Here is a 24,646-nt window from a genome sequence, read left to right on the forward strand (position 1 = left end):
CCTGCACGCTAACCAGCCCCAACAACAGAACAAGACCGAGACATGACCCATTCCCAGCACCTTTTGCCCCTCCTGATGGCTGGCGCGCTGGCCCTGCCCGCCCATGCTGCCGAGGAAAAACCAGCCGATGCCTTCTTCCGCCAGTTGAGCAGCCTCTGTGGCAAGGCCTTCGAGGGCAGGCTGGTGGAGGGCAACCCCAACGATACCCGCTTCCGCGAACAGAAGCTGACCATGCACGTGCGCGAATGCAGCCCCGAGGTCATACGGGTGCCCTTCCATGTCGGCGACGACCACTCCCGCACCTGGGTCATCAGCCGTACTGCCCAGGGGCTGCGGCTCAAGCATGATCATCGCCATGCCGATGGCAGCGAGGACAGCATCACCCAGTACGGCGGCGACACCGCCGAGGCCGGCACAGCCAGTCTGCAGTCCTTCCCGGCCGATGCCCATACGGCCAAGCTGATACCAGCGGCAGCCGAAAACACCTGGCGGGTGGAGATACTGCCCGGCCAGCACTACAGCTACCAATTGCAAAGGGGTGAGCGGCGCTTCCGGGTGGATTTCGACCTGACCAAGCCGGTCGCCCTGCCGCCCGCCCCCTGGGGTGCCAAGCCATGAACGGCTGGGGCCTGGCCTGGCGCTGGCTCAAGCGCGATCTGACTGCCGGCGAACTGACCGTCATGGCCATTGCCCTGGTGGTGGCCATTGCCGCCATGAGCAGCGTGGGCTTCTTTACCGACCGGGTAGGCCGTGCCCTGCAAAGCGAGGCCGACCAACTGCTGGCCGCCGATCTGGTGCTGAATGCCGACCAGCCCATCGCCGCCGATTTCCTGGCCGAAGCGGATCGGCGCGGGCTGATGCGGGGTGCCACCGCCACCTTCCCCAGCATGGCGCAGACGGCCGACAACGCCCAGCTGGTCACGGTCAAGGCCGTTTCCACCAGCTATCCGCTGCGCGGGGATATCCGACTGCTGCAGAACGGCAGCGAGGCCAAAGTAAGCGGCGGCCCGGCACCCGGCACCATCTGGGCCGACCAGCGCCTGTTCAGCTCGCTGGGGCTCAAGCCTGGTGACACGCTGAAGCTGGGCGAAAAAGCCTTTACCCTGGGCCCCATCCTGGCGCGTGAGCCCGATGGTGCGATGGATCTGTACAACTTCATCCCCCGCGCCATGTTCAACGATGCCGATTTGCCCGCCACCGGGCTGATCCAGCCTGGCAGCCGGGTGCGCTACCGGCTGTTGCTGGCAGGTGATCGCGACCAGGTGACCGCCATGCGTGAGTGGCTCAAGCCCCGCCTGCAGCGCGGCCAAAGGCTGGAGGATGTGCGCGAGGCGCGGCCCGAAATCAATACCTCGCTCAATCGGGCGGAACGCTTCCTGCGCCTGTCTGCACTGATCAGCGTCTTCATGGCAGCCGCAGCCATTGCGCTGGCAGCCCGCCGCTATGTGGAGCGCCACCTCGATGCCGTCGCCCTGCTGCGTACCATGGGTCTGACCCAAGGCAATATCATCGGTTTGTTCCTTCGCCAGTACAGCCTGATGGCCGTGCTGTCCATCAGCGCCGGTATCGGCCTGGGCTGGCTGACGCAATTCGGCCTAGCCCACCTGCTGGCCGGCATGTTCGAAACCACCCTGCCGCCAGCCGGCCCCTTGCCGGCGCTATCCGGCGCAGCAGTCGGCCTGGTGCTGCTGTTCGGCTTCTGTCTGCCCCCGCTGCTCAGGCTCAAGGGCGTATCACCCCTGCGGGTACTACGGCGCGATGCCACCCCGGCGGGGAACGCCCCCCTGGCCTTTGGCCTGGGCCTGGCCGCGCTGGCCGGGTTGATCTACTGGCAGGCAGGTGACACCACCCTGGCCGGTCTGGCGTTGGCCGGCCTCGCCGGCACGGTAGCCCTGGCTACCCTGGCGGCCTGGTGCCTGGTCTGGATCACCCCCAAGCTGCCCCTGCCCGGCCAGCTGGGCTGGCGCTTCGGCCTTGCCAATGTTGCCCGGCGACGCGGACTCAGCGTGGCGCAGATCGTCTCGCTATCGCTGGGCCTTATGGCGCTGATGCTGCTGACGGTGGTGCGCAACGACCTGCTCAGTGCCTGGGACAAGTCCGTCCCGGTCGATGCACCCAATCGCTTCGCCATCAATATCCAGCCTGAGCAACGCGCCGGCATCCTGGCCGAGTTCAAGCGCGCCGGCCTGCCCGAGCCCGTGTTCGGCCCCATGATACGTGCCCGCCTGCACAGCATTGCCGGCAAGCCGGTGGTGCCCGACAAATACCCCGACGAACGCGCCCGCCGCCTGGCCGAGCGCGAGTTCAACCTCAGCTGGGGTGGCAGCCTGCGCAACGACAACCGGCTGGTAGCAGGTGTGCCCCTGAGCGACAACACCCCCGCCTGGTCGCTGGAAGAAGGCCTGGCCCAGCGCCTGGGCATCAAGCTGGGCGACGAGCTGGCCTTTACCATAGACGGCCAGGTCTTCAAGGCCCCGGTCACCAGCCTGCGGCGGGTCGATTGGGATTCCTTCCGGGTCAACTTCTTCGTGGTGGGCAATCGCGCCCTGCTGGAGAGCCAGCCGGCCAGCTTTGTCAGCAGTTTCTACCTGCCGGATGCCCAGCGTACCTTCTCGACCGAGCTGTCGCGCAAGTTCCCCAACATCACCGTCATCGATGTCTCGGTGATACTGCGCGAAGTACGCGGCGTACTCGACAGGGTGCTGTCGGCGGTAGAGGTGGTATTCGCCTTCAGCCTGGCAGCCGGCATCGTGGTGCTGTACGCCGCCACCCTGGCCACCCATGACGAGCGCAAGCGCGAGGCCGCCATCCTGCGTACCCTGGGCGCCTCGGGCAAGACCGTCCGGCAGGCTGCCAGCGCAGAACTGCTGCTGGTGGGCGGCCTGGCCGGCTTGCTGGCAGCTGCGGCGGCGCTGGGCATAGGCGCGGGGGCTTCGCAGCAGTTGTTCGAACTGCCGGCCCGCATCAGCTGGTGGCTCCTGCCTTTTGGCCTGATCAGCGGCGCCCTGGCTGCGCGCCTGGCTGCCGCACCGTTGCTGGCAAGGGTGCTAAAGACCCCGCCCCTGCGGGCATTGCGATAATCGGTGGCGCCCCGGCGCCACCTTCTCCACCGGAAACCCATCCATGCGCCCTACCTTCCTCCTGGCCCTGCTCGCCTGCGCCCTGTATGCCACCACCAGCCTGGCTGCCGGCTGGTCCAACGAGAATGACGCCAAGCCCGACCCGGACTACAGCGACGCGCTGGCGGCCAATCGGCTGGGCCAGCATGAGCGTGCTGTAGGCTTGCTGCAGGAATACCTTGAACGCGCCCCCAAGGACGCCAACGGCCAGAACCAGCTGGCCTATGCCTATCGCAAGCTGGGCAAGCTGCCCGAGGCGCTGCGCCACTACCAATTGGCCCTGAGCCTGGACCCCAAGCACCGTGGCGCCCATGAATACCTGGGCGAAGCCTATATCGTACTGGGCGACCTGGCTCGCGCCGAGACAGAGCTGCAAACACTGTTTCAGCTCTGCGGCCCCGGCTGCAATGAATATGCCCAACTCAAGGCCGCCCTCGATACCGCCAAGGCTAGCGGCGGCACTGGCAGTGCTGGCTCAGCCGGCCAGTGATGCCGGGCGGTGGATAGCGAAACGGGACTCGGGCAGGCCATCCTCATCCAGCCCGTCCCCTTCATGGCTGAAACCCAGCTTGGTCATCAACGCCAGTGACGCCGCGTTGGCAGGGTCTACGGTGGCCACGATGCGCACCAGATCGCTATACTGCCAGGCCCATGCCAGCAGGGCCGCCGCCAGTTCGGTGGCGTAGCCCCGCCCCCAGCAGTCCGGCCGCAAGGCATAGATAATCTCGGCGCTATCGGCAGCACTCGCCTGCTCGCTATGTATCAGGCCTGCCCAGCCTATCACCGACCTGTCGTCGCGTTTCAATACCGCATGGGTACCAAAGCCCCAGCGCGCCACATTGGCATTCGCCCGTTTAATCCAGACTGCCGTGTCAGCCCTGTCCAGCGTTGTGCCGTCGCCCACCCAGCGCATTACCTCGGCATCGCCGGTCAGCCGGCAAAAGTCATCAAGGTCCGCCGACTCCCAGCGCCGCAACAGCAGGCGCTCACTCTCCAGCCAATACATCGTACGTCCTTCCCATGAAAAACGGCCGGCTTGCGCCGGCCGTCTTACTTAGAGCGGCTAACAAAACCCTTCTGGCGTTGTTGTGCGAGCTTGCCGTACCCACGTACTGTCATCGCTCGCACGCCTAGCCAGAACCGCTACGCTGGGCTTTGTTCTCCGCTCTTAGCCATTAGGTCTGGCCTAGCTGCCCAGGTGCTTGCCAAAGAAACGCTCCATCGCCTCATAGGCCTCGAAGCGGTTTTCCTGGTTGGCAAAACCGTGCCCTTCGTTCTCCTTGACGATGTACTCCACATCCACGCCACGCTTTTTCAGCGCCGCCACGATCTGGTCAGACTCGGCCACATTCACGCGCGGGTCCTTGGCGCCCTGCAGCACCAACAGAGGTGCCTTGATCTTATCCACATGGAAGACCGGCGAGGCCGACTCCATCAGTGCCTTGTCCTTCTCCGGATTGCCCACCATCTCGTACATCATGTCCAGATAAGGCTTCCAGTAGGGCGGTATGGTCTTCATGAAGGTAAACAGATTGCTCACCCCCACGTAATCCACGCCACAAGCATACAGATCAGGCGAGAAGGTCAGGCCGGCCAGGGTGGCATAGCCGCCATAGCTGCCGCCATAGATACAGACGCGTTTGCTGTCCGCCACGCCTTGCTTCACCAGGTGGTTGACGCCATCGCTGACGTCATCCTGCATGGTCTTGCCCCACTGCTTGAACGAAGCCTGCCAGAACGCCTTGCCGTAGCCGGTAGAGCCACGGAAGTTCATCTGCAGCACGGCATAGCCACGATTGGCCAGGAACTGCACCTCCGGGTTGAAGCCCCAGCTGTCACGCGCCCAAGGGCCGCCGTGCGGGTTGACGATCACCGGCAGGTTCTTGCCCTCGCTGCCCAGGGGCAGGGTCAGGTAGCCGTGTATGGTCAAGCCATCGCGGCTGGTATAGCTGATAGGCTTGGTACTGGCCATCTGCTGCTCGTTCAACCAGGGGGTGACTTCAGCCAGCTTTTCCAGCTTGTCAGCCTTGGCGTCGTAGTAGTAGCGGGTGCCACGGGTACGATCATTCCAGGCCGAGACTATCCAGGCATCTTCATTCTTGTTGCCCTGCAGGGTGATCTCATACCCCGGCAGCTTGCCCTGCAGGCCCTTGATCAGCTTTTCAGTGGTGTCATCAAAGAAGTGCCGCTCCATCTTGGCGGTCTCATAGGTGGCTGCCGTCAGCACCTTGCGCTTCTTGGAGTAGCGCAGGCCGTCCACATCCACATCGTCGCGCTGGTAGACCACCTTCAGTTCCTTGCCGGTAGCCGGGTCCATCTCGACGATGGCTACCTTGTCACGACCCAGGTTGGAGGCGGCATAAAGGCGCTTGTTGTCGAAGGTAAAGAACAGCGGCGCCACCGAATCCTTGAAATTGGTGGTCAGTATCGTCTTGAACGGCGATTTCTCATTGGCGCGGTAGAGTAGCGATGAGGTCACCCCATCGGTACTCTGGGCCACGCGTATGGCGCCCTTGTGGTCAGTAACCCAGCTTGTGATGTTGCCGGGGTTCTCGGCCACCATCTTCAGCTCGCCGGTCTTCACATTCAGCCGGTAGGCGTCGAACACCTCAGCCTTGCGCTTGTTCAGGCCGATCAGCACATCGGTGGGATGATCTTCCAGATCATCGATCAGTTCCACCCGCACCTTGTCGAACGGAGTCAGGTCACGCGTGGCCTTGCCATCGCGGTCCACCGCATAGAGATGGAAGTTCTCGTCGCCGCCATTGTCCTTGAGGAACAGCAGATGGTCGTCGCCCTTCCAGAAATACTGCCGGATATCCCTGTCCTTCACCGTGGTCAGCCGCTTGGCCTCACCGCCCCTGGGCATGACATGGATATTCAGGCGGTTTTCGACCGGCTGGGTAAAGGAGATGTACTTGCCGTTGGGCGAAAGCTGGAAATTGGTCTTTTCCGGATTCTTGAAGAAATCCCGCACCGGTATCTTGGGTGCAGTCACGACATTGGCAAAGGCAGCACCGGGTAGGGCCAGCATCAGGCCGCCTAGGCCTGCGGCAATCACGCGTTTCATGCAATCTCCTCCTGTAAGTCACCGGATAGGTGAATGCAGCAATATAACCATACCGATCAGTATGCTCAATCAAACCGCTTAAGGTGGCGCAGGCTGTGGCGTTAACGCAGCAAGTGAATCGGCAATCTCGGCCTTGAGCCAGGCATGCAGCGCGGCCAGTGCCGGCTCGTGCTGCCGCCCTCGTGGGCAGACAAACCAATAGTGGTAGTCGGTCTGTATCCGCAGCGCCGGAAAAGGCGCAATCAACCGGCCACTACGCAGGTCGTGGGCGATCAGCACCGGGTCGGCCAGTGCCACGCCCATGCCCTGGCTGGCCACGTTCACCGCCATGTCGATCACCTCGAAACTGGGGCCGGATTCCAGCGCCGGGTGCTGTACGCCCACCTGGCGCAACCAGCGGCGCCAGTCGGCATGGTCCGGGCTCAGGTGTATCAGTGCCTCGCCGGCCAGATCAGCCGGCTGGCGCAAGCGTTCGGCCATGGCTGGCGCGCACACCGGCACCAGGGTCTCGGCAAACAGCGCCTCGCTATAGCCCTCGCCCGGCCCCAGATTGCCGGCCACGATGGCCGCATCAAAGTCCTCGCGCTCGAAATGGATACGGCTGAACGAGGCCGTGCTCATCCGCACCTCGATGCCAGGGTGCAGCCCCTGGAAGGCCGGCAGCCGTGGTAAGAACCAGCGTATGGCCAAGGTAGGCGGCAGCTTGATCTTGAGGTCGGCCGGCCGCTGGCATAGCCCCTCCACCGCATGCAGCAAACCGGCAAAGGCCTGCTCCACCGCCGGCAGCAGCTGGCGCCCCACGGCAGTCAGGGCAATGCCCCGCGCCTGCCGCACAAACAGCACCTCGCCCAGGTACTCCTCCAACTGCCGCACCTGCCGGCTCACCGCACTCTGGGTCACATGCAAGACCTGGGCAGCCCGGCTCATATTGCCTTCGCGCGCCACAATGGCGAACACATGCAAGGCATCCAACGGCGGCAAGCGTTTCATCAGCCTTCTCCAGCCATGCATAAAACGCATAGCTTACATGCCAAAAAGGCGTTTGTGCTGCTTTGCCACAGGCCATAAATTGCTTGCTCTCGGCGCCATTCCACGCCACTCAACCCGCCCAAGGAGCCATGCCATGCATGCAAACCTCTCAGCCCTTTCAGGCAATACCCGTGGCGTGCTGTGGATCGTGCTGGGCATGACGCTATTCACCTTCATCAATGCCCTGTTCAAGCATCTGGGCGGCGAGTTGCCCATGGCCACGGTCATGTTTCTGCGCGCCCTGTGCATCCTGCTGCTGATCGCCCCTTTCGCGCTGCGCCAGCGCGCCGCCGCCATCCGCACCCGCAAACCCGGGCTGCACCTGGGCCGCATGGTCTTCACCAGCCTCTCGGCCGCCTGTGCCCTCTACGCCCTGGCCCACCTCAGCCTGGGCGAGGTCACGGTCTACGCGCTCACCACCTCCATCTGGCTGATACCGCTGGGCCTGATCTTCCTCAACGAAGCCGTACGCCCCATGCGCTGGCTGGGTGTGGCAGTCGGTTTTGCGGGTGTATGGGTTGTGGCACAACCGGAAATCAGCGCCGTGAATTGGGCCCTGCTGGCCGCACTGACTGGCGCCTTGGCCGATGCCGCACTGGGCGTGCTGCTCAAGCGCGGGGCCAATAGCGAGTCCACCCTGGCCATCATCTGGTGGACCTATCTGGGCCAATTGCTGGCCTTCGGCCTGTTCGCTGGCTTTGCCGTCCCGTCCCTGCTCGCCACCCAATGGCTGGGCCTGCTGCTACTGGGTGGCATCAGCATCGCCTGCATGCAGTGTTTTGTACTCGGCTACCGCGCCGCCGATGCCTCACTGGCCGAGACCGGCTGCTTCAGCGGCCTGATCGTCGGACCACTGCTGGGCTGGCTGATGTTTGGCGAACTGCTGGGTGCCTATTACTGGATAGGCGCCCTGCTACTGACCGCCGGCATCCTGATCGCCCTGTTCGAGCCCGACTGGCGCAGCCTGCTGCGGCGTCTCCGCCCCCGCAGCCGGCATCCGGCCTGAAGGGCGCCAACCCCAACTCCTCGTCGGGATGCCTAGCCCGTCGATACTGACAACCGGCCTTAGGGCCGGTTTTTTTGCCTGCCCAAGCGGTGGCAATCCGATCCACCACCCATCAACGGCTAGCACTCAGGCAGCACCCAGGCTCAATCTGCCAGCGTCGCAATCACCGGCGCATGGTCGCTGGGTCGCTCCACCCGGCGAGGCTCCTTGTCCACCTCGCAAGCCGTGCAGCGCTCAGCCAGTGGCCGCGACAGCAATACATGATCTATGCGCAGGCCGGCATTACGGCGGAAGCCCATCATGCGGTAGTCCCACCAGGTAAACGATTTCTCGGCCTGCTCAAACAGTCTGAAACTGTCCACCAGCCCCAGGTCCAGCAACTGCTGGAAGCGCTCGCGCTCCGGCGGGCTGACCAGCACGTCGCCAGACCACTTGGCCGGATCATGCACATCGCGGTCTTCCGGGGCGATATTGAAATCGCCCACCAGGGCCAGCTTGCCATGCTGCTGCAATTGCTCGCCCACCCAGGCGATCAGGGCATCCAGCCAGGCCAGCTTGTAGGGATACTTCTCTGAATCCAGCGCCTGGCCATTGACCACATAGGCGCCGATGACGCGTACGCCATCCACGGTGGCGGCAATCACCCGCTTTTGCGGGTCTTCGTAATTGGGCAGGTTGTACTGCACGTCCAGCAGGGGCGCGCGTGAAATCAACGCCACGCCGTTGTAGGTCTTCTGCCCCACATAGGCCACATGAAAACCGGCGGCTTCTATCTCGGCCTTAGGAAACGCATGGTCTTCCAGCTTGGTTTCCTGCAGTGCCAGTACCGTCAGCTCGGGCCGGCCGGCCAGCCATTCCAGCACCTGCGGCAGGCGTACTTTGAGGGAATTCACATTCCAGGTGGCGATTTGCATGGCTTTCATCCGGCAATAAAAAACGGCGGTCTGAGCCGCCGTTTCGATGTTAGCAGTATTCGCCACTCAAGGCTTCTTGGCTGCCTGGTCCTTGAGCGTAGGGTCGGCCGTCTTGCCATAGCCTGCCGCATCCAGCGCATTGCTCCAGCTGTTTTCCTCAAAACCCTTGAGCGTGCTGCCGCCCACCTGCAATACCGGCACCACGGTGTCGCCGGCAATGCGCTTCAGTTCTTCCATCTCGCCATTGCTGGCTTGCGGGTTGCGCATGGAATAAGGCACGCCGCGCTTGGTCAGCAGCGCACGGGCCGAATCACAGGTATCGCCACAGCTATTGCTCCACAGCGTGACCGGATTCTTGCGTATGGCCTCGCGGGTGGCAAAGTTGCCGCCACTGGTCTGTATCACATTACTCTTGATCTCGCGCTGCTCGGTCTTCTGGCCGGGTGGCGGCTGGTCTGAGAACACCACGTTGCCGTTTGCGTCCTTCCACTGGTAAACCTTGGCAGCATGCGCGACCGGCAGTGCCAACAGCAGGCCAAGTGTGACGAGGGCGGTAAGCTTCATGAGGGGTACTCCAGATTGCGCAGCCAATGATGACGATGGAATTATACGCGTTCACAAGGTGTTACGGCGACGCCTTTCGTAAACAAATAATGCACATCTGTCTACAGAATAGGCAATGCCGCAGAGCGCAGCCAAGCGGCACAGGCGTGCGATAATCCCACCGTATCCGCCTGCAAGGGACTTCCAGAGACCTCGATTTCTAAGCGAGACAAGGCGTGAGTGAGCAATTTCGACGCAACCTATGGTTGATAGGTAAGGAGAAATTGTTCACGAGCAACGCCGTATCGCGACGAAAGCGAGGCCTCTGGGAGCGCCCTGTAGCCCGCCACCGTGCTGGCTTGGCGCCTTATCCGCCCCCAATCACAGAACGAGCCACATGGCGCCTGCAACCCTCAATCTGATCGGCCCCGGCCGCCTGGGACGTAGCCTGACACGGCTATGGCACGATGCTGGCGTTGTCACCCTGCAGGGCGTGGCAGGCCGTCGCCCGGCCATGGTGGACGAAGCCATTGCGTTTATCGGCGCCGGCCAGGCCATGGCCCTGTCCGACCTGCCGGCAGCGGCCTTTACCCTGCTGGCCACTCCCGACGACGCCCTGCCCGGCTTGGTCGCACAGCTACTACAGGCCGGCATACTGGCGGCCGACAGCGTGGTACTGCATGCCAGCGGCGCCGTGGGCAGCGAGGTACTGGCCCCCCTGCGTTCGGCTGGCGTATGGGTTGCCAGCGTGCACCCGCTCAAATCGTTTGCCCAGCCCGCGCAGGCCATACAGGATTTCGCCGGCACCTGGTGCGGCTGCGAAGGCGACGCCATCGCCCTGACACGGCTGGCACCGCTGTTTGATGTACTCGGCGCCCACCGCCTTGACATTACCGCCCAGCACAAGACGCTATACCACGCAGGTGCCGTGCTGGCCTGCAACGATCTGGTCGCCCTGATGGAGGCCGCCTTGCGCTGCATGGCCGCCGCCGGCGTGCCCCGCGAACAGGCCTGGCCCGCCCTGCGCCCACTGGTACAGGGCACCCTGGCCAATCTGGACAGGCTCGGCACCCATGCCGCCCTCACCGGCCCCATTGCGCGGGGCGACACCCACACCGTGGCCCGCCAACTGGCCGCCACCCAGGCGCTCGACCCAGCCGTGGCGCAGGCCTATCGCAGCCTGGGGCAGCTGGCACTGCAACTGGCACAGCTCGATGCCGGCCAGCACCAAGCCCTGGCAGCATTGCTGGAGGCACAGCCATGAGCCAGTGGAACATGCAGGCCATAGGCCGGATAGAAAGCTGCTACAAGGAAAAATTCGCCATCCCCCGCCAGCCCGGCCTGACACCGTCAGCCGAGGCCATCCTGCACCTGCTGCCCCCTTACGACACCCCCGACGCCGTGCGGGAGCTGGCGCAGTTCAGCCATGTCTGGCTGGTGTTTGTCTTCCACGCCACGGCAGACCAGGGCTGGCGCCCTACCGTGCGCCCCCCCAAGCTGGGCGGCAACCAGCGCGTAGGGGTGTTCGCCACCCGCTCCACCTTCAGGCCCAACCCCATAGGCCTGTCCGTGGCCAGGCTGGAGCGCATAGAGACCGACAACGGCGTGCGCCTGCACCTGGCCGGTGCCGACCTGCTCGATGGCACACCCATACTCGATATCAAGCCCTACCTGGCTTACGCCGATGCCCTGCCGGATGCCTCCAACGGCTATGCCGATGATGGCGGCCAACCGCTGCCGGTGCGTTTTTCGGCCGAAGCCGATGCCCAGCTGCTGGCCCTGCAGGCACGGCACCCCCGCCTGCGCAGCCTGATCGCCGAAGTACTGGCGCAGGACCCCCGCCCCGGCTATGCCGACGACCCCACACGGCGCTACGGCATGGCCCTGTACGATCTCAACATACTGTGGTGCTGCGATGCTGCCGGCGCCCTGGTAATCAGCATACTGCCTGCATGAGCCTGGATATTTCCACCCTGCCCAAGGCGGCCGCCGCCCGCCTGGCCAAACTGGGCATCAAGCGGGCGTTTGATCTGGTACTGCACCTGCCCTTGCGCTACGAGGATGAAACCCACCTCTACCCCATCGTCGATGCCCCGGTCGGCGCACCAGCCCTGGTGGAAGGCACGGTGGTGCATGCCGAAGTGACCTACCGGCCACGCCGCCAACTGGTGGCCAGGGTGGCCGATGCCACCGGCGAGCTGTATGTCCGGCTGCTCAATTTCTATCCCAACCAGCAGCAGCAACTGGCCCTGGGCCGGCGCGTCCGGCTGCTGGGCGAAATACGCCGCGGCTTCTTTGGCGAGGAGATGGTCCACCCCAAGATACGCAGCGTGGGCGAGCAGACCGGCCTGGCCGAATCGCTGACCCCCGTCTACCCCACGGTCAACGGCCTGGCCCAGCCAGCCCTGCGCAAACTGATCGCGCAAGCGCTGAAACAGTGTGAGCTGAGCGATACCCTGCCCGCCAAGCTGCTGGACGACCTGGGGCTGATGCCCTTCGGCGCCGCCGTGCAGCTGCTGCACCACCCCACGCCGGACATCGCCCAGCGGGCATTGTCCGAACGCACTCACGCCGCCTGGCTGCGGCTCAAGTTCGACGAACTGCTGGCCCAGCAACTGTCGATGCGGCTGGCCTACCGCCGCCGCCGCGAGCAGACCGCGCCCATCCTCAGCGCCGCCGGCACGCTCGCCCAGCAATTGATCGCCACCCTACCCTTTGGCCTGACCGGCGCACAACAAAGAGTGCTGGCCGAGATACGCCACGACCTGGCCTCGCCCCACCCCATGCAGCGCTTGCTGCAAGGCGATGTCGGCGCCGGCAAGACCATCGTCGCAGCCCTGGCCGCGCTCGACGCTATCGAAGCCGGCTACCAGGTCGCCCTGATGGCGCCCACCGAGATCCTGGCCGAGCAGCACTACAAGAAGCTGTCGGCCTGGCTGGCGCCGCTGGGCATAGAGGTAGCCTGGCTGGCTGGCTCCCTCAAGCCGCGCGCCAAGGCCGCCGCCATTGCCCAGGTCGAAAGCGGCGCGGCCCGGCTGGCCATCGGTACCCACGCGCTGTTCCAGGAGTCGGTCGCCTTCGCCCAACTGGGCCTGGCCATCGTCGACGAGCAGCACCGCTTTGGCGTCCACCAGCGGCTGGCCCTGCGCGGCAAGGGCGGCTCGCCCCATCAGCTGATGATGTCGGCCACCCCCATCCCCCGCACCCTGGCCATGAGCTTCTATGCCGACCTCGATGTCAGCGTGGTCGACGAACTGCCACCGGGCCGCACCCCGATCAAGACCCGGCTGGTCAGCGACGCCCGCCGCGAAGAGATGATCGAGTTCGTCCGCAAGGTAGCGCACGAAGGCCGCCAGGCCTATTGGGTCTGCCCCCTGATCGAGGAATCCGAAGCACTGGAACTGCAAACCGCCATCGACACCCATATCGCCCTGGCCGAAGCCCTGCCCGAGTACCAGGTCGGCCTGGTGCACGGCCGGCTCAAGGCGGCAGAAAAGGCCGAAGTCATGGCAGCCTTCGCCCGCAACGAGTTGCAGGTGCTGGTCGCCACCACGGTCATCGAAGTCGGCGTGGACGTGCCCAATGCCACACTCATGGTGATAGAACACGCCGAGCGCATGGGCCTGGCCCAGCTGCACCAGCTGCGCGGACGGGTAGGCCGGGGTGCGCTGGAATCCAGCTGCGTGCTGCTCTACAGCGGCCCCCTGGGCGAGGTCGCCAAGCAACGGCTCAAGGTCATCTTCGAGACCACCGACGGCTTTGTCATCGCCCGCGAAGACCTGCGCATACGCGGGCCTGGCGAGTTCCTGGGCAGCCGCCAATCCGGCGTACCCATGCTGCGCTTTGCCGACCTGGAACGCGACACCGACCTGCTGGAGCAGGCTCGCGATGTCGCCAGCCAGCTGCTGGAGCGAGCCCCCGCCGTGGCCGAAGCCCACCTGGCGCGCTGGCTGGCAGGGCGGGAAGAGCTGCTGAAGACCTAGCCAGGCATCGCCGCCACCCTCGCGGCGGATTGTGGCGGGCGCGCAAATCAGCCGCTTCTTATGCACGGACAGGGCCCAACTGCGTTATAAAGCAAGCATCGCCTGCCAACGCCGAGCCCAAGCCGAGTGGCCAGGGCGGCCCCTCAGGCGGCATCGCCCATAAACAGGCCCTGCCATACCGCATGCTCTTCAGACTGCTACTTATCAGCCTGCTGTTTACGATAGCCGCACGGGCCCAGGCGGCCAGCCTGCGGCTCGGCACGCTGGATGTCACACCCTATGGCTATCTGGGCGCCGACAAGCAGGCCGATGGCGCCTTCTACCAGCTGACCAACCGGGTGGCCGAACGCGCCGGCCTGCCCTACCAGAACACCCTCTACCCCACCGCCAGGCTCTATGCCATGCTGCAGCGGCGGCAGATCGACCTGGCCATCAGCAGCCTCAAGCTCGACGAACAGATGGGGCTGATCAAGCTGGGCACCATTTCACAGCTCGAAGGCGTCATCCTCTATCGTGCGCAATTGCCGCTCAAGCCACGCCAGCTGGAGGAGTTCAAGCCCTACCTGATAGGCCGACTCAACGGCACCTGCCCACTGCTGCAACGCAAAGGCCACCGGCTGTATGAAGTCAGCGACTACCGCCAGGGCATGCGCATGCTGGTGGCCGGCCGGCTGGATGGCCTGTGCGGCGAGCTGGGCGGCCTGAGCCCCGCACTGAATGCCGAACCCGCTGTGCAGCCTTTGCTGGCACCGCCCTTTGTGTTCCTGACCACCGACGTATTCCTCTACGCCAACCCCAAGCTGCCCGCCGCCACCTTGCAGCAGCTCAGCCGCGCCACCGCCGCCCTGAACAACGAGGGAGAACCGCAGCGCATACTCAAGCGCTATGTCATATCCCCCTTGCGCCAGCGCAGCCCAATGGAGCCCACCCCATGAGTGCCGACGAGATGCTGGACCGCATCGCCTACTGGCGCCAGACCCAGGCCCGGTTCGACACTACCGGGCTGCTGCCATGGGCAGTAGAAGGCCTGGCTGCCGGCTGGGTCAGCCCCGCCCTGGCCGACCGCCTGCTGCAGAGCGAGCTGTTCCTGACCGAAGGCCGGGGCCTGGCGCTGGACCCCAGGCTGGGCGGCCCGCTGATGCGCAGCCGCGCCCTGCAGGAACTGGCCGAACAATTGCGCGACGAAGGCTGGATCAAAGGCTGGCGCGATGAACGCTACGACTGGATGGACGACTGGGGCCGCGTGCGCTTCAGCCTGGAGCGCAGCGCCTTCCGCACCCTGGGCCTGTGCAGCCGGGCCATCCACGTCAACGGCTATATCGAAGACGGCGGCCTGTGGCTGGGCACCCGCGCCACCCACAAAAGCGTCGACCCCGGCAAGCTCGACAACCTCACCGCCGGCGGCATCGCCAGCGGCGAATCGCCAGAAGACACCCTGCAGCGCGAGCTGGCCGAAGAAGCCGGCGTACCAGCTAGGTTGGCCGGCTTCGCCCGCCCGGTAGGCATACTGCGCAGCCAGCGGCGCGAGCCCGACGGCGTGCACGACGAACTGCTCTACTGCTACGACCTACCCCTGCCCGACGACTTCGCCCCGGTCAACACCGACGGCGAGGTCAGCCAGTTCCAGCTACTACAGCCCCCGCAGGTGGCCGAGCAGTTGGGCGCCATGACCTGGGATGCCGCGGCGGTCACGGTGGCTTGGCTGGGGCGGTGGCTGGATGGGGAGTGTTGAGGGTTGGGGTCGAGTCGAAGGCGCGAGCGCTGCGAGTCGCTATCGATAGTGGAACCAATGTCGGAGAGACTGGCCTTCTACGCCATTGTTAGATCAAAGGCGAATGGTCAACCGGGCGAAGCCGTATGGTCGTCGCCAGTTTGAACAGGCCAAGAATGCATAGTTGCGGTCATCCCAACGTGAGGTATCTAACTCTCCGGGCGCAAATCGTCCCATAGCCGATCCAATAGTGTTTCGTACTCAGAATCCAGCAATTCAATGCGTTGCACACCGGCATCAGCACGTTGTGCTTGCAGCGACTCATCTCCCCCCAGGCGCAGGCATTCTTTCGTCAGATCTTCTGCATGATCTGTTTTTCCGGAGAGAAAAAATGCATAGCCTAAATTGCCCAGTATCGTAGCTCGACTACCTCCTGAGCTGTTTACTTGAGCTCGCGTCAAATCGCTAATTGCATGATCAAGAAACCCCTGACGCCCCACTTCGGTTTGCCAGCTATGCTTAGCCTGCAGTATCCGAGCATATGCTCGGCCATTCAGCGCATCCGCCGTCACCCCTTGCAAAACAGCGCTATCACCTATGCCAAAGCGCCGCTCGACTTCATCGTAGACGGCAATTGCCTCCTCCCTACGATCAAGCTTGACTAGTGCGTTACCTTTGCTGACGAGAGCCTTGGCAACCAGTTCAACCAAAAAAAGACTCTCGTCTTTGCCATAGCGCCGATCGATCTCCTCGTAGCTGGCGATTTCCTCCTCCCTACGATCAAGCTGACCCAGCGCTAAACCCTTGGTAACAAGCGCACGAGCAACCCACTCGCGCAGAGCAGAACTGGTATCTTCGCCGTAACGCCGATCAATCTCGTTATAGACGGCAATTGCTTCTTCGCTACGATCAAGCCGACCGAAATAAGTGCCCTTGTTGAGTAGCGCGTTGGCGACCAGTTCACGCAGAGCAGAGTTGTCATCTTTTCCAAAGCGCCAGTCAACCTCGTCAATGATAGCGACTGCCTCTTCGCTCCGCCCGAGTTGACCGAACCAAGAACCCTTGCCGACGAGCGCCTTAGCAACCACTAGCCGCAGGGCAACACTTTCTTTTTTGCCGTAACACCTAACAATCTCGTCGCAAATGGCGATTGCTTCCTCATAGCGGCCAACCTCACCCAGCTTGGTACTTTTGTTGAAGAGAGCCACGGCAACCAACTCAACTAATGCAGGACTCTCGTCGTTGCCATAACGTCGATTAACCTCGTCATAGACCGCAATTTCTTCATCCATACGATCAAGCTGGTGAAGCACAATGCTCTTATTAAAAAGAGCATATGCAACCCGCTCTCGTATATCTGGGCTAGTATCTTCACCAAAACGTAGATCAATCTCATCGTAGATGGCGATTCCTTCCTCCCTACGATTTAGCTGGCATAGCTTTACGCCTTTGTTTAGTAGAGCGGCAGCGACCAGCTCTCGCACAGAGATCCTGTCAGACGGGCCGAAACTACGGTCGATTTCGTCATAAACAGCGACTGACTCCTCGCTGCGTCCAAGCTCACCAAGAGAGGCCGCACGAGCAAACATTAACCATATATGCCTTTCAGGCATAAGCTTCTCAACTTGGGCTCGCTCCAAGGCTTTTTCAAAAATATGCAAGGCGGAGTCAAAGCGATTGGCAAGGAATTCGTTTAGGCCACGGGTAAAATGATCATCAGATTTGAAATCCCGCTCTGGTTTCGACTCCAGTGCCTCGCTAGCCGCTTGAACAGCTTCGATGGTTGCTGCATCGGCAGATGGCTGTGGCACTTGATCGGTGCTGAACGCATTAGAAAACATGCGCTGAGCCATTGCTGAAATCGCTTGCTGAGTATCGGTCGCATGCTTCGTCACATCTGTCGCGTGTTGATCAATTTCACTGTGTGCGTCTATTGCCCGTTGACGCAATTGCTTCTGAAGGTCATCAGCCTCATTCTTAAGCGCATCAATTTGTGTACGAAGTTCCTGAGCGTTACTTTCAAACCATTTATTAGCTGCCTCTTTGGCTTGCCTCGTGGCCGTAAAGTATGCCGCGAAGCCTCCAACGAGCGCGATGAATGCTATGAGGTAACCAAGATAAGTCGTTTGGTTAGCAACCGCGGCAATGTGGTTTGCATGCTGATCCGTCGAAAGACCAATATCAGTAATGCGCTTATCTTGGGCTTCTAGCCTATTACCTGTCGCCTCTTTAAGGAAGGCAACATCCTTCTCCAGCACGATCGTTTTTTCCCGATATGCCCTGACCTCCTCCCTGCTCAGGTCCAGATCAGTAGTCGCGGCCTCCGCAAAACATGCAAGACTCAAGAAGACACCCAATAAGATTTCGCGCATATAAATTATCAATTCCTCAGTGCCAAGCATCGAAAGGGGACACGTTCGGCAGAAATTATACGGCGAGAGTCTGTGCGGCACTTGATCCGCGAAGAAAAACCACCCAGAAGTTGCGAATGCCGCGCACCACGCACCTGCAACCACCTCAGCTATTTAGCTTACTCATCAGCCAGCCGCACGCGCCTAGCTACAACCAAACTCTGCACGCGCCTAGCTACAACCAAACTCTGCACGCTGCAGCGCAGCTGCTCGCCCAAACTGGCGCGAGATCCCTGCAAATAGCGCCCTCCCCCGCACCCAGCCTGCCTTTGCGGCAAACCCCACTCCTGCACAATCGTCCAAACATGTCAAAGGCATAAATTGCCATGCATTTGGCATATGCTAAACGGCTATTTTTAATGAGAATTGTAAAAAATCTCTGTTAAGGCGTTGTTGTCTTACAAGATTTTTTGACCACCCCCGCTCCATAGTGGGCGGGCAACAAAAAGCCGCCAGGCCATTCGTGCAGGCAGAACGCTGCATTCCTGCGCCCAAGCCAGGCTATCTCGACGACGGGAAACCGCGTGCGTCCACCCCGCCTGCCAACCATGGCTGCAGGCCCGGTTACGCACTCACCCACGTACCCAAAGAGGCAACACAACGATGCAAAAACGTTCCTTCACCCCACTCGCCGCCCTGCTTGCAGGGCTTTATCTCAGCCTGCCGGCCCATGCCGGCCCCGCCCCCGATGAGGCGCTGCGCCGCGCGGCTACCACGGCGCTGGCCGACAAGGTCAAGTCCATCGCCGCCGATGCGGCACCAGCGGGCGACACCGTCGTGGAAATCCACAAACGCAGCGGCGCCTGGGTGCTGGGTTCGGCCACCCAGGTGCTGTTCTCGGGGCGTGACGATATCCCGGTCTCGCGCCTCTTTATCGCCCGGCAAAGCGGTGGCAAGTGGCAGGTGGGGATGGAGGGAAGCAGCACGTTCTTCACCCTGCTGGGCAATGTGCCGGCCAGTGTGATGAGCGCGCCCGAGCGTGATGCCTTCCGCGCGCAGCGTACCGTCATGCTCAAGCAGCAGATGGATGCCGCCCAGCCCATGGCCGGCACCACCTTGCTGGCTGGCGAAACCGGCCTGGGCCTGCCCTGGGCCGAAGGTGTAGCCTGGTATATGGGTGGCGGCCCGCACGGCAACAGCGGCACCAGCCGGCCTTTCGATTCCATCGACTTCAATGGCGGCAACGGCCAGGTACTGGCCCCTCGTGATGGCCGTATCTATAAGAGCTGCGTGCGCAACAGCAGCGCCATCGTGCAGCTGGTGCACGATAACGGCTACACCTCGCGCTATTACCATATGGTCAACCTGCCCAACCTGGCCGACGGCACCCTGGTGCGCAAGGGCGCCTACCTGGGTCAGATCGGCAATGGCCTGCCTTGCGGCGGCTCCACCACCGGGCCACACGTGCATTTCTCCATCAGCATGAATGGCCAGCCGGTCGCGGTGAACGGCAAGACCATCGGCGGCTGGCAGTTCTTTGAAGGTGCCAGTGCCTACCAAGGCTATGCCTTGCGCAATGGCCGGCGGGTCAACCCCGGCGGTTCGCTGGTCAACTATGGCTCGGGCGATGTCCCGCCCCAGCCGGGCAAGACAGTGACGGTCAAGACCAACGACCCCAACCTGTTGATCAACGTACGCACGGCACCCAATCTGCAGTCCACCGTGGTGCGCACCGTGCGCAATGGCGACCGGGTACAGATCGTCTGCCATGCCAATGGCGATTGGGTGAACGGCACCTGGGGCCGCACGTCCTTGTGGAACCGGCTGGATACCGGCCATTGGATCAGCGACGGCTTCCTCGATACCGGCAGCAACCAGGCTGTCGTGCCGGCCTGTACGGCACTCAAGTAAGCGCCACGGCAACGGCGCTGCCCGCAGCAGGGCCTCACTCCGCCAGGGGTGGGGCCCTGTTTTTATTCAATTGATGCTGCGGTCTGCTGACGTCAGAACAAACTACCCTGTTCTACCGGTGCCTCGCTCACCACGGCGGCGGCCTCGCCTTGGGCAAAGCGCAGGCGCAGGCGCTCGCCATGGCGTAGTTGCTGGGCATCACGCACCAGGCTGCCTGTGCTGGTCTCCACCAGGCTATAGCCGCGTGCCAGTACGGCTTGCGGGTTTAGTGCCTCCAGGCGCCCCGCCAGATTGCCCAGGCGTGACTGCCGGCGTTCCTGCTCACGCAGCTGTGCCCGCGCCAAACGCAGCTTCAAGCCAGCCAACACCTGCCCCAACTGCGCCGGGGCCGGCCTGATACCGCGATAGCGCTGCTGCCCATGCGCCAGCCGCCAGCGGGCCGTTTCCATCAGCCGCGCCATGCTCAAACCCAGGCTGCGGCTGCTTTGCGCCAGCCGCTGGCGCTGCCGCACCACCCGCTCGCCGGGGTGTATCAGGCGCCGTGCCAAATAGTCCAGCCGCTGCATGCGGTTTTCCAGTATCCGTTGGTAGCTGCGCAGCAGCCCGGTCTGTATGGCCTGCAACTGCGCCAGCTGCAGGCTGCGGTCGGGCGACACCAGTTCGGCGGCGGCGGTCGGTGTGGGTGCCCGCAGGTCGGCGACAAAGTCGGCAATGGTGAAATCCGTCTCGTGTCCTACCCCACTGACCACCGGCAAGGCACTTTCCGCAATGGCCCTGGCCACCACTTCTTCATTGAATGACCACAGGTCTTCTATGCTGCCGCCGCCACGGCAGACGATCAGCACATCCACCTCGTCCCGTGCGTTGGCCAGCCTGATCATGGCCGCCAGCTTGTCGGCCGCGCCCTCGCCCTGCACCGGGCTGGGGTAGAGCACCACGGGCAGCTGTGGCGCCCGCCGCCGCAAGGTGGTCAGCACATCGCGCAAGGCGGCTGCCTGCAAAGAGGTGACGATACCTATCGCCCTGGGTGCCGCCGGCAGGGGGCGCTTGCGTGCAGGCTCGAACAAGCCTTCGGCGGCCAGTTTGAGCTTGAGCTTCTCATAGGCCTCGTACAGCGCGCCCAGGCCAGCAGGCCGCATGGCTTCGATATTGAGCTGGTAGTCGCCCCTTGCCTCATACAGCGTCACCGCCGCACGCGCCTCCACCTTCAGGCCTTCGCGCGGTTTGAACGGCAACAACATGGCGCGGTTACGGAACATCACGCAGCGCACCTGGGCGCCGCTGTCCTTCAGCGAGAAATAACAGTGGCCGCTAGCGGCGATGGTGAGGTTGGAAATCTCGCCGCTAACCCACATCAAAGGCAGCTCGCGCTCGAGCAAACCCTTGACAGCGCGGTTGAGTTCACTAACCGACCAAACCGGGGTCGGGCTTGACAGCATGTCGCTCATTTGGTCTCTTGAATCCGTTTTCATCCACATTAGGGACGCTGCCCCAACACCGACGTGCGCTTTTTGACAGCAGTGTTACAGCAAATACTTAAATTATTGATTTTAAACAGAAATAAATCATAGCCACTTTTTTGAGCAAGTTAGTATTGCGCTTGTGCCATGGGCATTTCAGGTGGATTTCCGCAGCTTACCCACAAACTTATCCACAGCCCTTGTGCACAACCGGAGAGGCCTTGCAGCCGTGCGGGTTTGCCATAAGTCAAGCCCTGCACAACCGTTTATTCAGGCAATCACAGACGCCATCGTCATAGTCTGTAGCTAGGCTGGAATGGGCGCTCGGCAGGTCTCATGCTCTCGGCATGCTTGCTGCGATGGCAAGGGGGGGCTAAAGTTACGCGGTTTTTTCCAATTCCGGTAGGACACATCACCCCATGCTCGCCATCATCCAGGCTGCCGGTTGGCCGATCTATTCGATCATACTCGCGTCCATTATCGCGCTCGCCATCATCATTGAGCGGCTGGTCACCCTGCGCCGCTCGCAAGTCCTGCCCGACGGCCTGCTGGCCGTCACCGTTCAGGAGCTCAAACAAAGCGGTGTCACCTCCGACATGCTATCGCGCCTGCAATCGAACTCGCCCCTGGGCCGCGTGCTGGCCGCAGGCCTCAAGAACGTCAAGAGCTCGCGCGAGATCATGAAGGAATCCATCGAGGAAACCGGCCGCGCCGTAGCGCACGATCTCGACCGCTTCCTGACCACCCTGGGCACCATCGCCACTGCCACCCCACTGCTGGGCCTGCTGGGCACGGTAATCGGCATGATCGAGATGTTCAGCGCGCAGTCGGGCGCCGCCGGCAATATTGGTGAAATGGCACAGGGCATCAAGATTGCCCTCTACAACACCGCCGCCGGCATCTTTGTCGCTGTCATCGCCCTGGTCTTCTACCGCCATTTCCGCGCCACCGTCGACAGCCTGGTTGTCGAGATGGAGCAGCAAGCCATCAAGCTGGTCGAAGTCGTCCACGGCGAGCGGAGCTAAGCCATGAACTTCCGTCGCGGCCGGCTCCGCGAGGAACCGGAAATCAACCTCATCCCCCTGCTGGACGTGATGCTGGTGATACTCATCTTTCTGATGGCGACCACCACCTTCTCCAAGTTCACCGAGATGAAGATCAACCTGCCGACTGCAGAGGCCAACAAGCCCGACAGCAAGCCGGCCGAGATTGTCATATCGGTCTCCAGCAACGGTGGTTACGCCATAGACAAGCAGGCCATCAGCTTTACCGGTGTGGAGCAGTTGGCAGCCGATCTGCGCAAGTACGCCAGCAGCGACGATACCGTGGTGGTCATCAACGCCGATGGCAATGCCAGCCACCAGTCTGTGGTCAACGTCATGGAAGCCGCCCGCATGGCCGGCCTGGGCAAGCTCACCTTCGCCACCCAGACGCCCCAGTAGGCGCTACCCCAGCACCCAGGCCACGATACAGGCGGCAGCCGTCTTTAGACGCGCTGCCCGCCCATCGGCACCCACCCCTGCATTCCCGCCCCGGCGGGAATGTGCTTTTGGAGGCAGGCAATGCAAACCCCGCGCCACTGGCAATCCCGCTTCCCTGCCGCATTGCTGCTGCCGGTGTCGGCCTTGTTCGGCGGCCTGGCGGCCCTGCGCCGTCAGCTTTATCGCCTGGGATTACTGCAAACACACACCCTGCCCTGTCCCCTGGTCGTGGTCGGCAACATCACGGCCGGCGGCGCCGGCAAGACACCAACGGTGCACTACCTGGCCCGGCAGTTGCGCGCACGGGGCTGGCAGCCCGGCATCATCAGCCGTGGCTATGGCGGCCAGATAACCGACGTAGCCGAAGTGCCTGTCGACGGCGACGCCAGCCGCTACGGCGACGAACCCCTGCTACTGGCCCGCAGCACCGGCTGCCCGGTATTCGTGGGCCGCGACCGCATTGCGGCCGCCCAGGCCCTGCTGGCCGCCCACCCCACCACCACTGTCCTGCTGTGCGACGACGGCCTGCAGCACTACCGCCTGGGGCGTGATATCGAGATCGTGGTGGTCGATGGCAATCGGGGCCTGCAGAACGGCTGGCTGCTACCCGCCGGCCCCCTGCGCGAGCCAGCCAGCCGGCTGGCGCAGGCCCAGGCCATGTTGGTGAACGGCAACGGCGCACCAAGCCTGCCAACACACCCCCAGCGTTTCGACATGGCGCTGCAGCCCAGCCAGGCCTGGCAATTGGCGCAACCCGATCAGCGCCAGCCCTTGAGCCATTTTGCCAACCGGCAGGTAGCCGCCGTGGCCGGCATAGGCCATCCCGAGCGCTTCTTCACCACCCTCAGGGCCGCAGGCCTGACGGTACAGCCCCACCCGTTTCCCGACCACCATCGTTACAGCGTGGCTGATCTCAACCAGGTGCAGGCCGATATCCGGCTGGTCACCGAGAAGGATGCCGTCAAGCTAATCGCCCTTTTGTCTGAGGAAGGGCTGGCACACAGTGGTAATATTTGGGTCGTTCCGGTCGAAGCCGCTATCGAGCCCGACCTCGCCGACTGGCTGACCAGCCGGCTCAACGCATTGAAGAGTAAAGATGGACGCCAAACTGCTTGAAATCCTAGTCTGCCCCGTGTGCAAAGGCCCCCTCTACTACGACAAGGGTCGCCAGGAGCTGATCTGTCGCGGCGACAGGCTGGCCTTTGCCGTCAAGGACGGCATTCCGGTCATGCTCGAGAGCGAGGCGCGTGAGCTGCCCGCCGAAGAGGAAGTCGGCAAGTGAGCTTTATCGCCCTGATTCCGGCGAGACTGGCCTCCAGCCGCTTCCCCGAGAAGCCGCTGGCCGATCTCGGCGGCAAGCCCATGGTGATACGCACAGTCGAGCAGGCGCTCAAGAGCGGCGCGCACAGCGTGCACGTGGCGACTGACGACGAGCGTATCCGCGCCGTGGTGGCCGAACATGGCTATTCGGCGGTGATGACGCGGGTGGAGCACAGCTCCGGCACCGAACGGCTGGCTGAGGTGGCCGATATCCTGGGCCTGGCCGATGATGCTGCCGTGGTCAACGTACAGGGCGACGAGCCCCTGATAGATCCGGCCCTGATCGACGCCGTGGCACTTATGTTGCAGCGCGACAACAGCCTGCCGATGACCACCGCATGCCACGTCATTGCTGGGGCTGATGAGATGTTCAACCCCAATGTAGTCAAGGTGGTGCTTGACCACAGCGGCCGTGCCCTCTACTTTAGCCGGGCACCGATTCCCTACGCCCGCGATGCCTTTACCCAGTCGCGCGACGTATTGCCGGCCGACCTACCCGTCTTTCGGCATATAGGCATCTATGGCTACCGCGCCGGCTTTTTGCGCCGCTACCGCACGCTTGCACCCTGTGCCCTGGAGCAGTTCGAAGCGCTGGAACAATTGCGCGTGCTCTGGCACGGTCATTCCATCGGCGTTACCCAGGTTTCGCATGCCCCCGAAGCGGGCGTGGATACCCCCGCCGACCTGGAACGCGTCCGCCTGCGCTGGGCCGAGCTGAACAAACTGAATTAACCAAAACCTGGAACCC

The 24,646-nt window shown here is 62.9% G+C and carries 22 protein-coding genes; 15 read left to right on the forward strand and 7 right to left on the reverse strand.

The window, feature by feature from the left end:
- The first annotated feature begins 42 nt into the window (after positions 1-42).
- From QQK16_RS02480 to QQK16_RS02490, 3 genes are read left to right on the forward strand one after another with little or no spacing between them, the layout of a single operon-like run.
- Positions 43-618, forward strand: coding sequence for a hypothetical protein (locus QQK16_RS02480; RefSeq protein ID WP_284194838.1), 576 nt, complete (start codon positions 43-45; stop codon positions 616-618).
- Positions 615-3,080, forward strand: coding sequence for an ABC transporter permease (locus QQK16_RS02485; protein ID WP_284194839.1), 2,466 nt, complete (start codon positions 615-617; stop codon positions 3,078-3,080). The genes QQK16_RS02480 and QQK16_RS02485 overlap by 4 nt, the downstream gene beginning before the upstream one ends.
- 43 nt (positions 3,081-3,123) lie before the next feature.
- Positions 3,124-3,609, forward strand: a complete 486-nt coding sequence (locus QQK16_RS02490) for a tetratricopeptide repeat protein (RefSeq protein ID WP_284194840.1) — start codon at positions 3,124-3,126, stop codon at positions 3,607-3,609.
- Here QQK16_RS02490 and QQK16_RS02495 read toward each other — a convergent pair.
- The 3 genes from QQK16_RS02495 to QQK16_RS02505 form a co-directional block, all read right to left on the reverse strand.
- Positions 3,595-4,125 carry a GNAT family N-acetyltransferase gene (locus QQK16_RS02495; protein WP_284194841.1) on the reverse strand — a complete coding sequence of 177 codons (531 nt, stop codon included), beginning with the start codon at positions 4,123-4,125 and terminating at the stop codon, positions 3,595-3,597. The two genes, QQK16_RS02490 and QQK16_RS02495, sit on opposite strands and share 15 nt — an antisense overlap.
- A 180-nt stretch (positions 4,126-4,305) precedes the next feature.
- Complete coding sequence (locus tag QQK16_RS02500; protein WP_308446977.1) at positions 4,306-6,189, reverse strand: S9 family peptidase; 1,884 nt, start codon at positions 6,187-6,189, stop codon at positions 4,306-4,308.
- A 78-nt stretch (positions 6,190-6,267) separates the two neighbouring features.
- Positions 6,268-7,179, reverse strand: a complete 912-nt coding sequence (locus tag QQK16_RS02505; protein ID WP_284194842.1) for a LysR substrate-binding domain-containing protein — start codon at positions 7,177-7,179, stop codon at positions 6,268-6,270.
- A gap of 133 nt (positions 7,180-7,312) precedes the next feature.
- Between QQK16_RS02505 and QQK16_RS02510 the strand changes: the two genes are divergently transcribed.
- Complete coding sequence (locus QQK16_RS02510; RefSeq protein WP_284194843.1) at positions 7,313-8,224, forward strand: DMT family transporter; 912 nt, start codon at positions 7,313-7,315, stop codon at positions 8,222-8,224.
- A 143-nt stretch (positions 8,225-8,367) separates the two neighbouring features.
- Here QQK16_RS02510 and xth read toward each other — a convergent pair whose 3' ends face one another.
- Positions 8,368-9,138 (reverse strand): exodeoxyribonuclease III, encoded by a 771-nt coding sequence (gene xth / locus QQK16_RS02515; RefSeq protein ID WP_284194844.1) that lies wholly within the window; start codon positions 9,136-9,138, stop codon positions 8,368-8,370.
- A 66-nt stretch (positions 9,139-9,204) separates the two neighbouring features.
- A complete protein-coding gene (locus tag QQK16_RS02520; RefSeq protein ID WP_284194845.1) occupies positions 9,205-9,702 on the reverse strand; it encodes a glutaredoxin family protein in 498 nt (165 codons plus the stop codon).
- 376 nt (positions 9,703-10,078) lie between these two features.
- Between QQK16_RS02520 and QQK16_RS02525 the strand changes: the two genes are divergently transcribed.
- From QQK16_RS02525 to QQK16_RS02545, 5 genes are all read left to right on the forward strand, one after another.
- Positions 10,079-10,945: a Rossmann-like and DUF2520 domain-containing protein gene (locus tag QQK16_RS02525; RefSeq protein WP_284194846.1), complete on the forward strand. Its 867-nt coding sequence runs from the start codon at positions 10,079-10,081 to the stop codon at positions 10,943-10,945.
- Positions 10,942-11,637, forward strand: a complete 696-nt coding sequence (tsaA, locus tag QQK16_RS02530; RefSeq protein WP_284194847.1) for a tRNA (N6-threonylcarbamoyladenosine(37)-N6)-methyltransferase TrmO — start codon at positions 10,942-10,944, stop codon at positions 11,635-11,637. Before QQK16_RS02525 ends, tsaA begins: the two co-directional genes overlap by 4 nt.
- The gene (gene recG / locus QQK16_RS02535) at positions 11,634-13,664 is read left to right on the forward strand and encodes an ATP-dependent DNA helicase RecG (protein WP_284194848.1); all 2,031 of its coding nucleotides are present in this window, start codon (positions 11,634-11,636) and stop codon (positions 13,662-13,664) included. The genes tsaA and recG overlap by 4 nt, the downstream gene beginning before the upstream one ends.
- A 182-nt stretch (positions 13,665-13,846) precedes the next feature.
- Positions 13,847-14,599, forward strand: a complete 753-nt coding sequence (locus tag QQK16_RS02540) for a substrate-binding periplasmic protein (protein WP_284194849.1) — start codon at positions 13,847-13,849, stop codon at positions 14,597-14,599.
- Entirely contained in the window at positions 14,596-15,396 is an 801-nt protein-coding gene (locus tag QQK16_RS02545; protein WP_284194850.1) for an NUDIX hydrolase, read from the forward strand. The genes QQK16_RS02540 and QQK16_RS02545 overlap by 4 nt, the downstream gene beginning before the upstream one ends.
- A gap of 188 nt (positions 15,397-15,584) precedes the next feature.
- On the opposite strand, the gene QQK16_RS02550 is transcribed toward QQK16_RS02545, so the two are convergent.
- Positions 15,585-17,747 carry a tetratricopeptide repeat protein gene (locus tag QQK16_RS02550; protein WP_284194851.1) on the reverse strand — a complete coding sequence of 721 codons (2,163 nt, stop codon included), beginning with the start codon at positions 17,745-17,747 and terminating at the stop codon, positions 15,585-15,587.
- 642 nt (positions 17,748-18,389) lie between these two features.
- On the opposite strand from QQK16_RS02550, the gene QQK16_RS02555 reads away from it, so the two are divergent.
- Positions 18,390-19,637, forward strand: a complete 1,248-nt coding sequence (locus QQK16_RS02555) for a peptidoglycan DD-metalloendopeptidase family protein (RefSeq protein ID WP_284194852.1) — start codon at positions 18,390-18,392, stop codon at positions 19,635-19,637.
- A gap of 92 nt (positions 19,638-19,729) precedes the next feature.
- On the opposite strand, the gene xseA is transcribed toward QQK16_RS02555, so the two are convergent.
- The gene (xseA, locus tag QQK16_RS02560) at positions 19,730-21,085 is read right to left on the reverse strand and encodes an exodeoxyribonuclease VII large subunit (RefSeq protein ID WP_284194853.1); all 1,356 of its coding nucleotides are present in this window, start codon (positions 21,083-21,085) and stop codon (positions 19,730-19,732) included.
- Between the two features lie 431 nt (positions 21,086-21,516).
- Here xseA and QQK16_RS02565 point away from each other — a divergent pair, with 431 nt between their 5' ends.
- The 5 genes from QQK16_RS02565 to kdsB all read left to right on the forward strand — a co-directional run bounded on the left by QQK16_RS02565 (position 21,517) and on the right by kdsB (position 24,630).
- Positions 21,517-22,122, forward strand: a complete 606-nt coding sequence (locus QQK16_RS02565; RefSeq protein ID WP_284194854.1) for a MotA/TolQ/ExbB proton channel family protein — start codon at positions 21,517-21,519, stop codon at positions 22,120-22,122.
- A 3-nt stretch (positions 22,123-22,125) separates the two neighbouring features.
- Positions 22,126-22,539, forward strand: coding sequence for an ExbD/TolR family protein (locus tag QQK16_RS02570; protein ID WP_284194855.1), 414 nt, complete (start codon positions 22,126-22,128; stop codon positions 22,537-22,539).
- A 120-nt stretch (positions 22,540-22,659) separates the two neighbouring features.
- Positions 22,660-23,694, forward strand: a complete 1,035-nt coding sequence (lpxK, locus tag QQK16_RS02575) for a tetraacyldisaccharide 4'-kinase (RefSeq protein WP_284194856.1) — start codon at positions 22,660-22,662, stop codon at positions 23,692-23,694.
- A complete protein-coding gene (locus tag QQK16_RS02580; protein WP_284194857.1) occupies positions 23,675-23,860 on the forward strand; it encodes a Trm112 family protein in 186 nt (61 codons plus the stop codon). Before lpxK ends, QQK16_RS02580 begins: the two co-directional genes overlap by 20 nt.
- A complete protein-coding gene (kdsB, locus tag QQK16_RS02585; protein WP_284194858.1) occupies positions 23,857-24,630 on the forward strand; it encodes a 3-deoxy-manno-octulosonate cytidylyltransferase in 774 nt (257 codons plus the stop codon). The genes QQK16_RS02580 and kdsB overlap by 4 nt, the downstream gene beginning before the upstream one ends.
- Positions 24,631-24,646 lie beyond the last annotated feature (16 nt).

This window comes from Chitinimonas prasina (assembly GCF_030160395.1).
Classification (GTDB): Bacteria; Pseudomonadota; Gammaproteobacteria; order Burkholderiales; family Chitinimonadaceae; genus Chitinimonas; species Chitinimonas prasina.

Bases quoted from the DNA above. Each gene is read 5' to 3' on its own strand.
- QQK16_RS02480 (WP_284194838.1), top strand. From the start codon at position 43: ATGACCCATTCCCAGCACCTTTTGCCCCTCCTGATGGCTGGCGCGCTG.
- QQK16_RS02485 (WP_284194839.1), top strand. From the start codon at position 615: ATGAACGGCTGGGGCCTGGCCTGGCGCTGGCTCAAGCGCGATCTGACT.
- QQK16_RS02490 (WP_284194840.1), top strand. From the start codon at position 3,124: ATGCGCCCTACCTTCCTCCTGGCCCTGCTCGCCTGCGCCCTGTATGCC.
- QQK16_RS02495 (WP_284194841.1), bottom strand. From the start codon at position 4,125: ATGTATTGGCTGGAGAGTGAGCGCCTGCTGTTGCGGCGCTGGGAGTCG.
- QQK16_RS02500 (WP_308446977.1), bottom strand. From the start codon at position 6,189: ATGAAACGCGTGATTGCCGCAGGCCTAGGCGGCCTGATGCTGGCCCTA.
- QQK16_RS02505 (WP_284194842.1), bottom strand. From the start codon at position 7,179: ATGAAACGCTTGCCGCCGTTGGATGCCTTGCATGTGTTCGCCATTGTG.
- QQK16_RS02510 (WP_284194843.1), top strand. From the start codon at position 7,313: ATGCATGCAAACCTCTCAGCCCTTTCAGGCAATACCCGTGGCGTGCTG.
- xth (WP_284194844.1), bottom strand. From the start codon at position 9,138: ATGCAAATCGCCACCTGGAATGTGAATTCCCTCAAAGTACGCCTGCCG.
- QQK16_RS02520 (WP_284194845.1), bottom strand. From the start codon at position 9,702: ATGAAGCTTACCGCCCTCGTCACACTTGGCCTGCTGTTGGCACTGCCG.
- QQK16_RS02525 (WP_284194846.1), top strand. From the start codon at position 10,079: ATGGCGCCTGCAACCCTCAATCTGATCGGCCCCGGCCGCCTGGGACGT.
- tsaA (WP_284194847.1), top strand. From the start codon at position 10,942: ATGAGCCAGTGGAACATGCAGGCCATAGGCCGGATAGAAAGCTGCTAC.
- recG (WP_284194848.1), top strand. From the start codon at position 11,634: ATGAGCCTGGATATTTCCACCCTGCCCAAGGCGGCCGCCGCCCGCCTG.
- QQK16_RS02540 (WP_284194849.1), top strand. From the start codon at position 13,847: ATGCTCTTCAGACTGCTACTTATCAGCCTGCTGTTTACGATAGCCGCA.
- QQK16_RS02545 (WP_284194850.1), top strand. From the start codon at position 14,596: ATGAGTGCCGACGAGATGCTGGACCGCATCGCCTACTGGCGCCAGACC.
- QQK16_RS02550 (WP_284194851.1), bottom strand. From the start codon at position 17,747: ATGCGCGAAATCTTATTGGGTGTCTTCTTGAGTCTTGCATGTTTTGCG.
- QQK16_RS02555 (WP_284194852.1), top strand. From the start codon at position 18,390: ATGCAAAAACGTTCCTTCACCCCACTCGCCGCCCTGCTTGCAGGGCTT.
- xseA (WP_284194853.1), bottom strand. From the start codon at position 21,085: ATGAGCGACATGCTGTCAAGCCCGACCCCGGTTTGGTCGGTTAGTGAA.
- QQK16_RS02565 (WP_284194854.1), top strand. From the start codon at position 21,517: ATGCTCGCCATCATCCAGGCTGCCGGTTGGCCGATCTATTCGATCATA.
- QQK16_RS02570 (WP_284194855.1), top strand. From the start codon at position 22,126: ATGAACTTCCGTCGCGGCCGGCTCCGCGAGGAACCGGAAATCAACCTC.
- lpxK (WP_284194856.1), top strand. From the start codon at position 22,660: ATGCAAACCCCGCGCCACTGGCAATCCCGCTTCCCTGCCGCATTGCTG.
- QQK16_RS02580 (WP_284194857.1), top strand. From the start codon at position 23,675: ATGGACGCCAAACTGCTTGAAATCCTAGTCTGCCCCGTGTGCAAAGGC.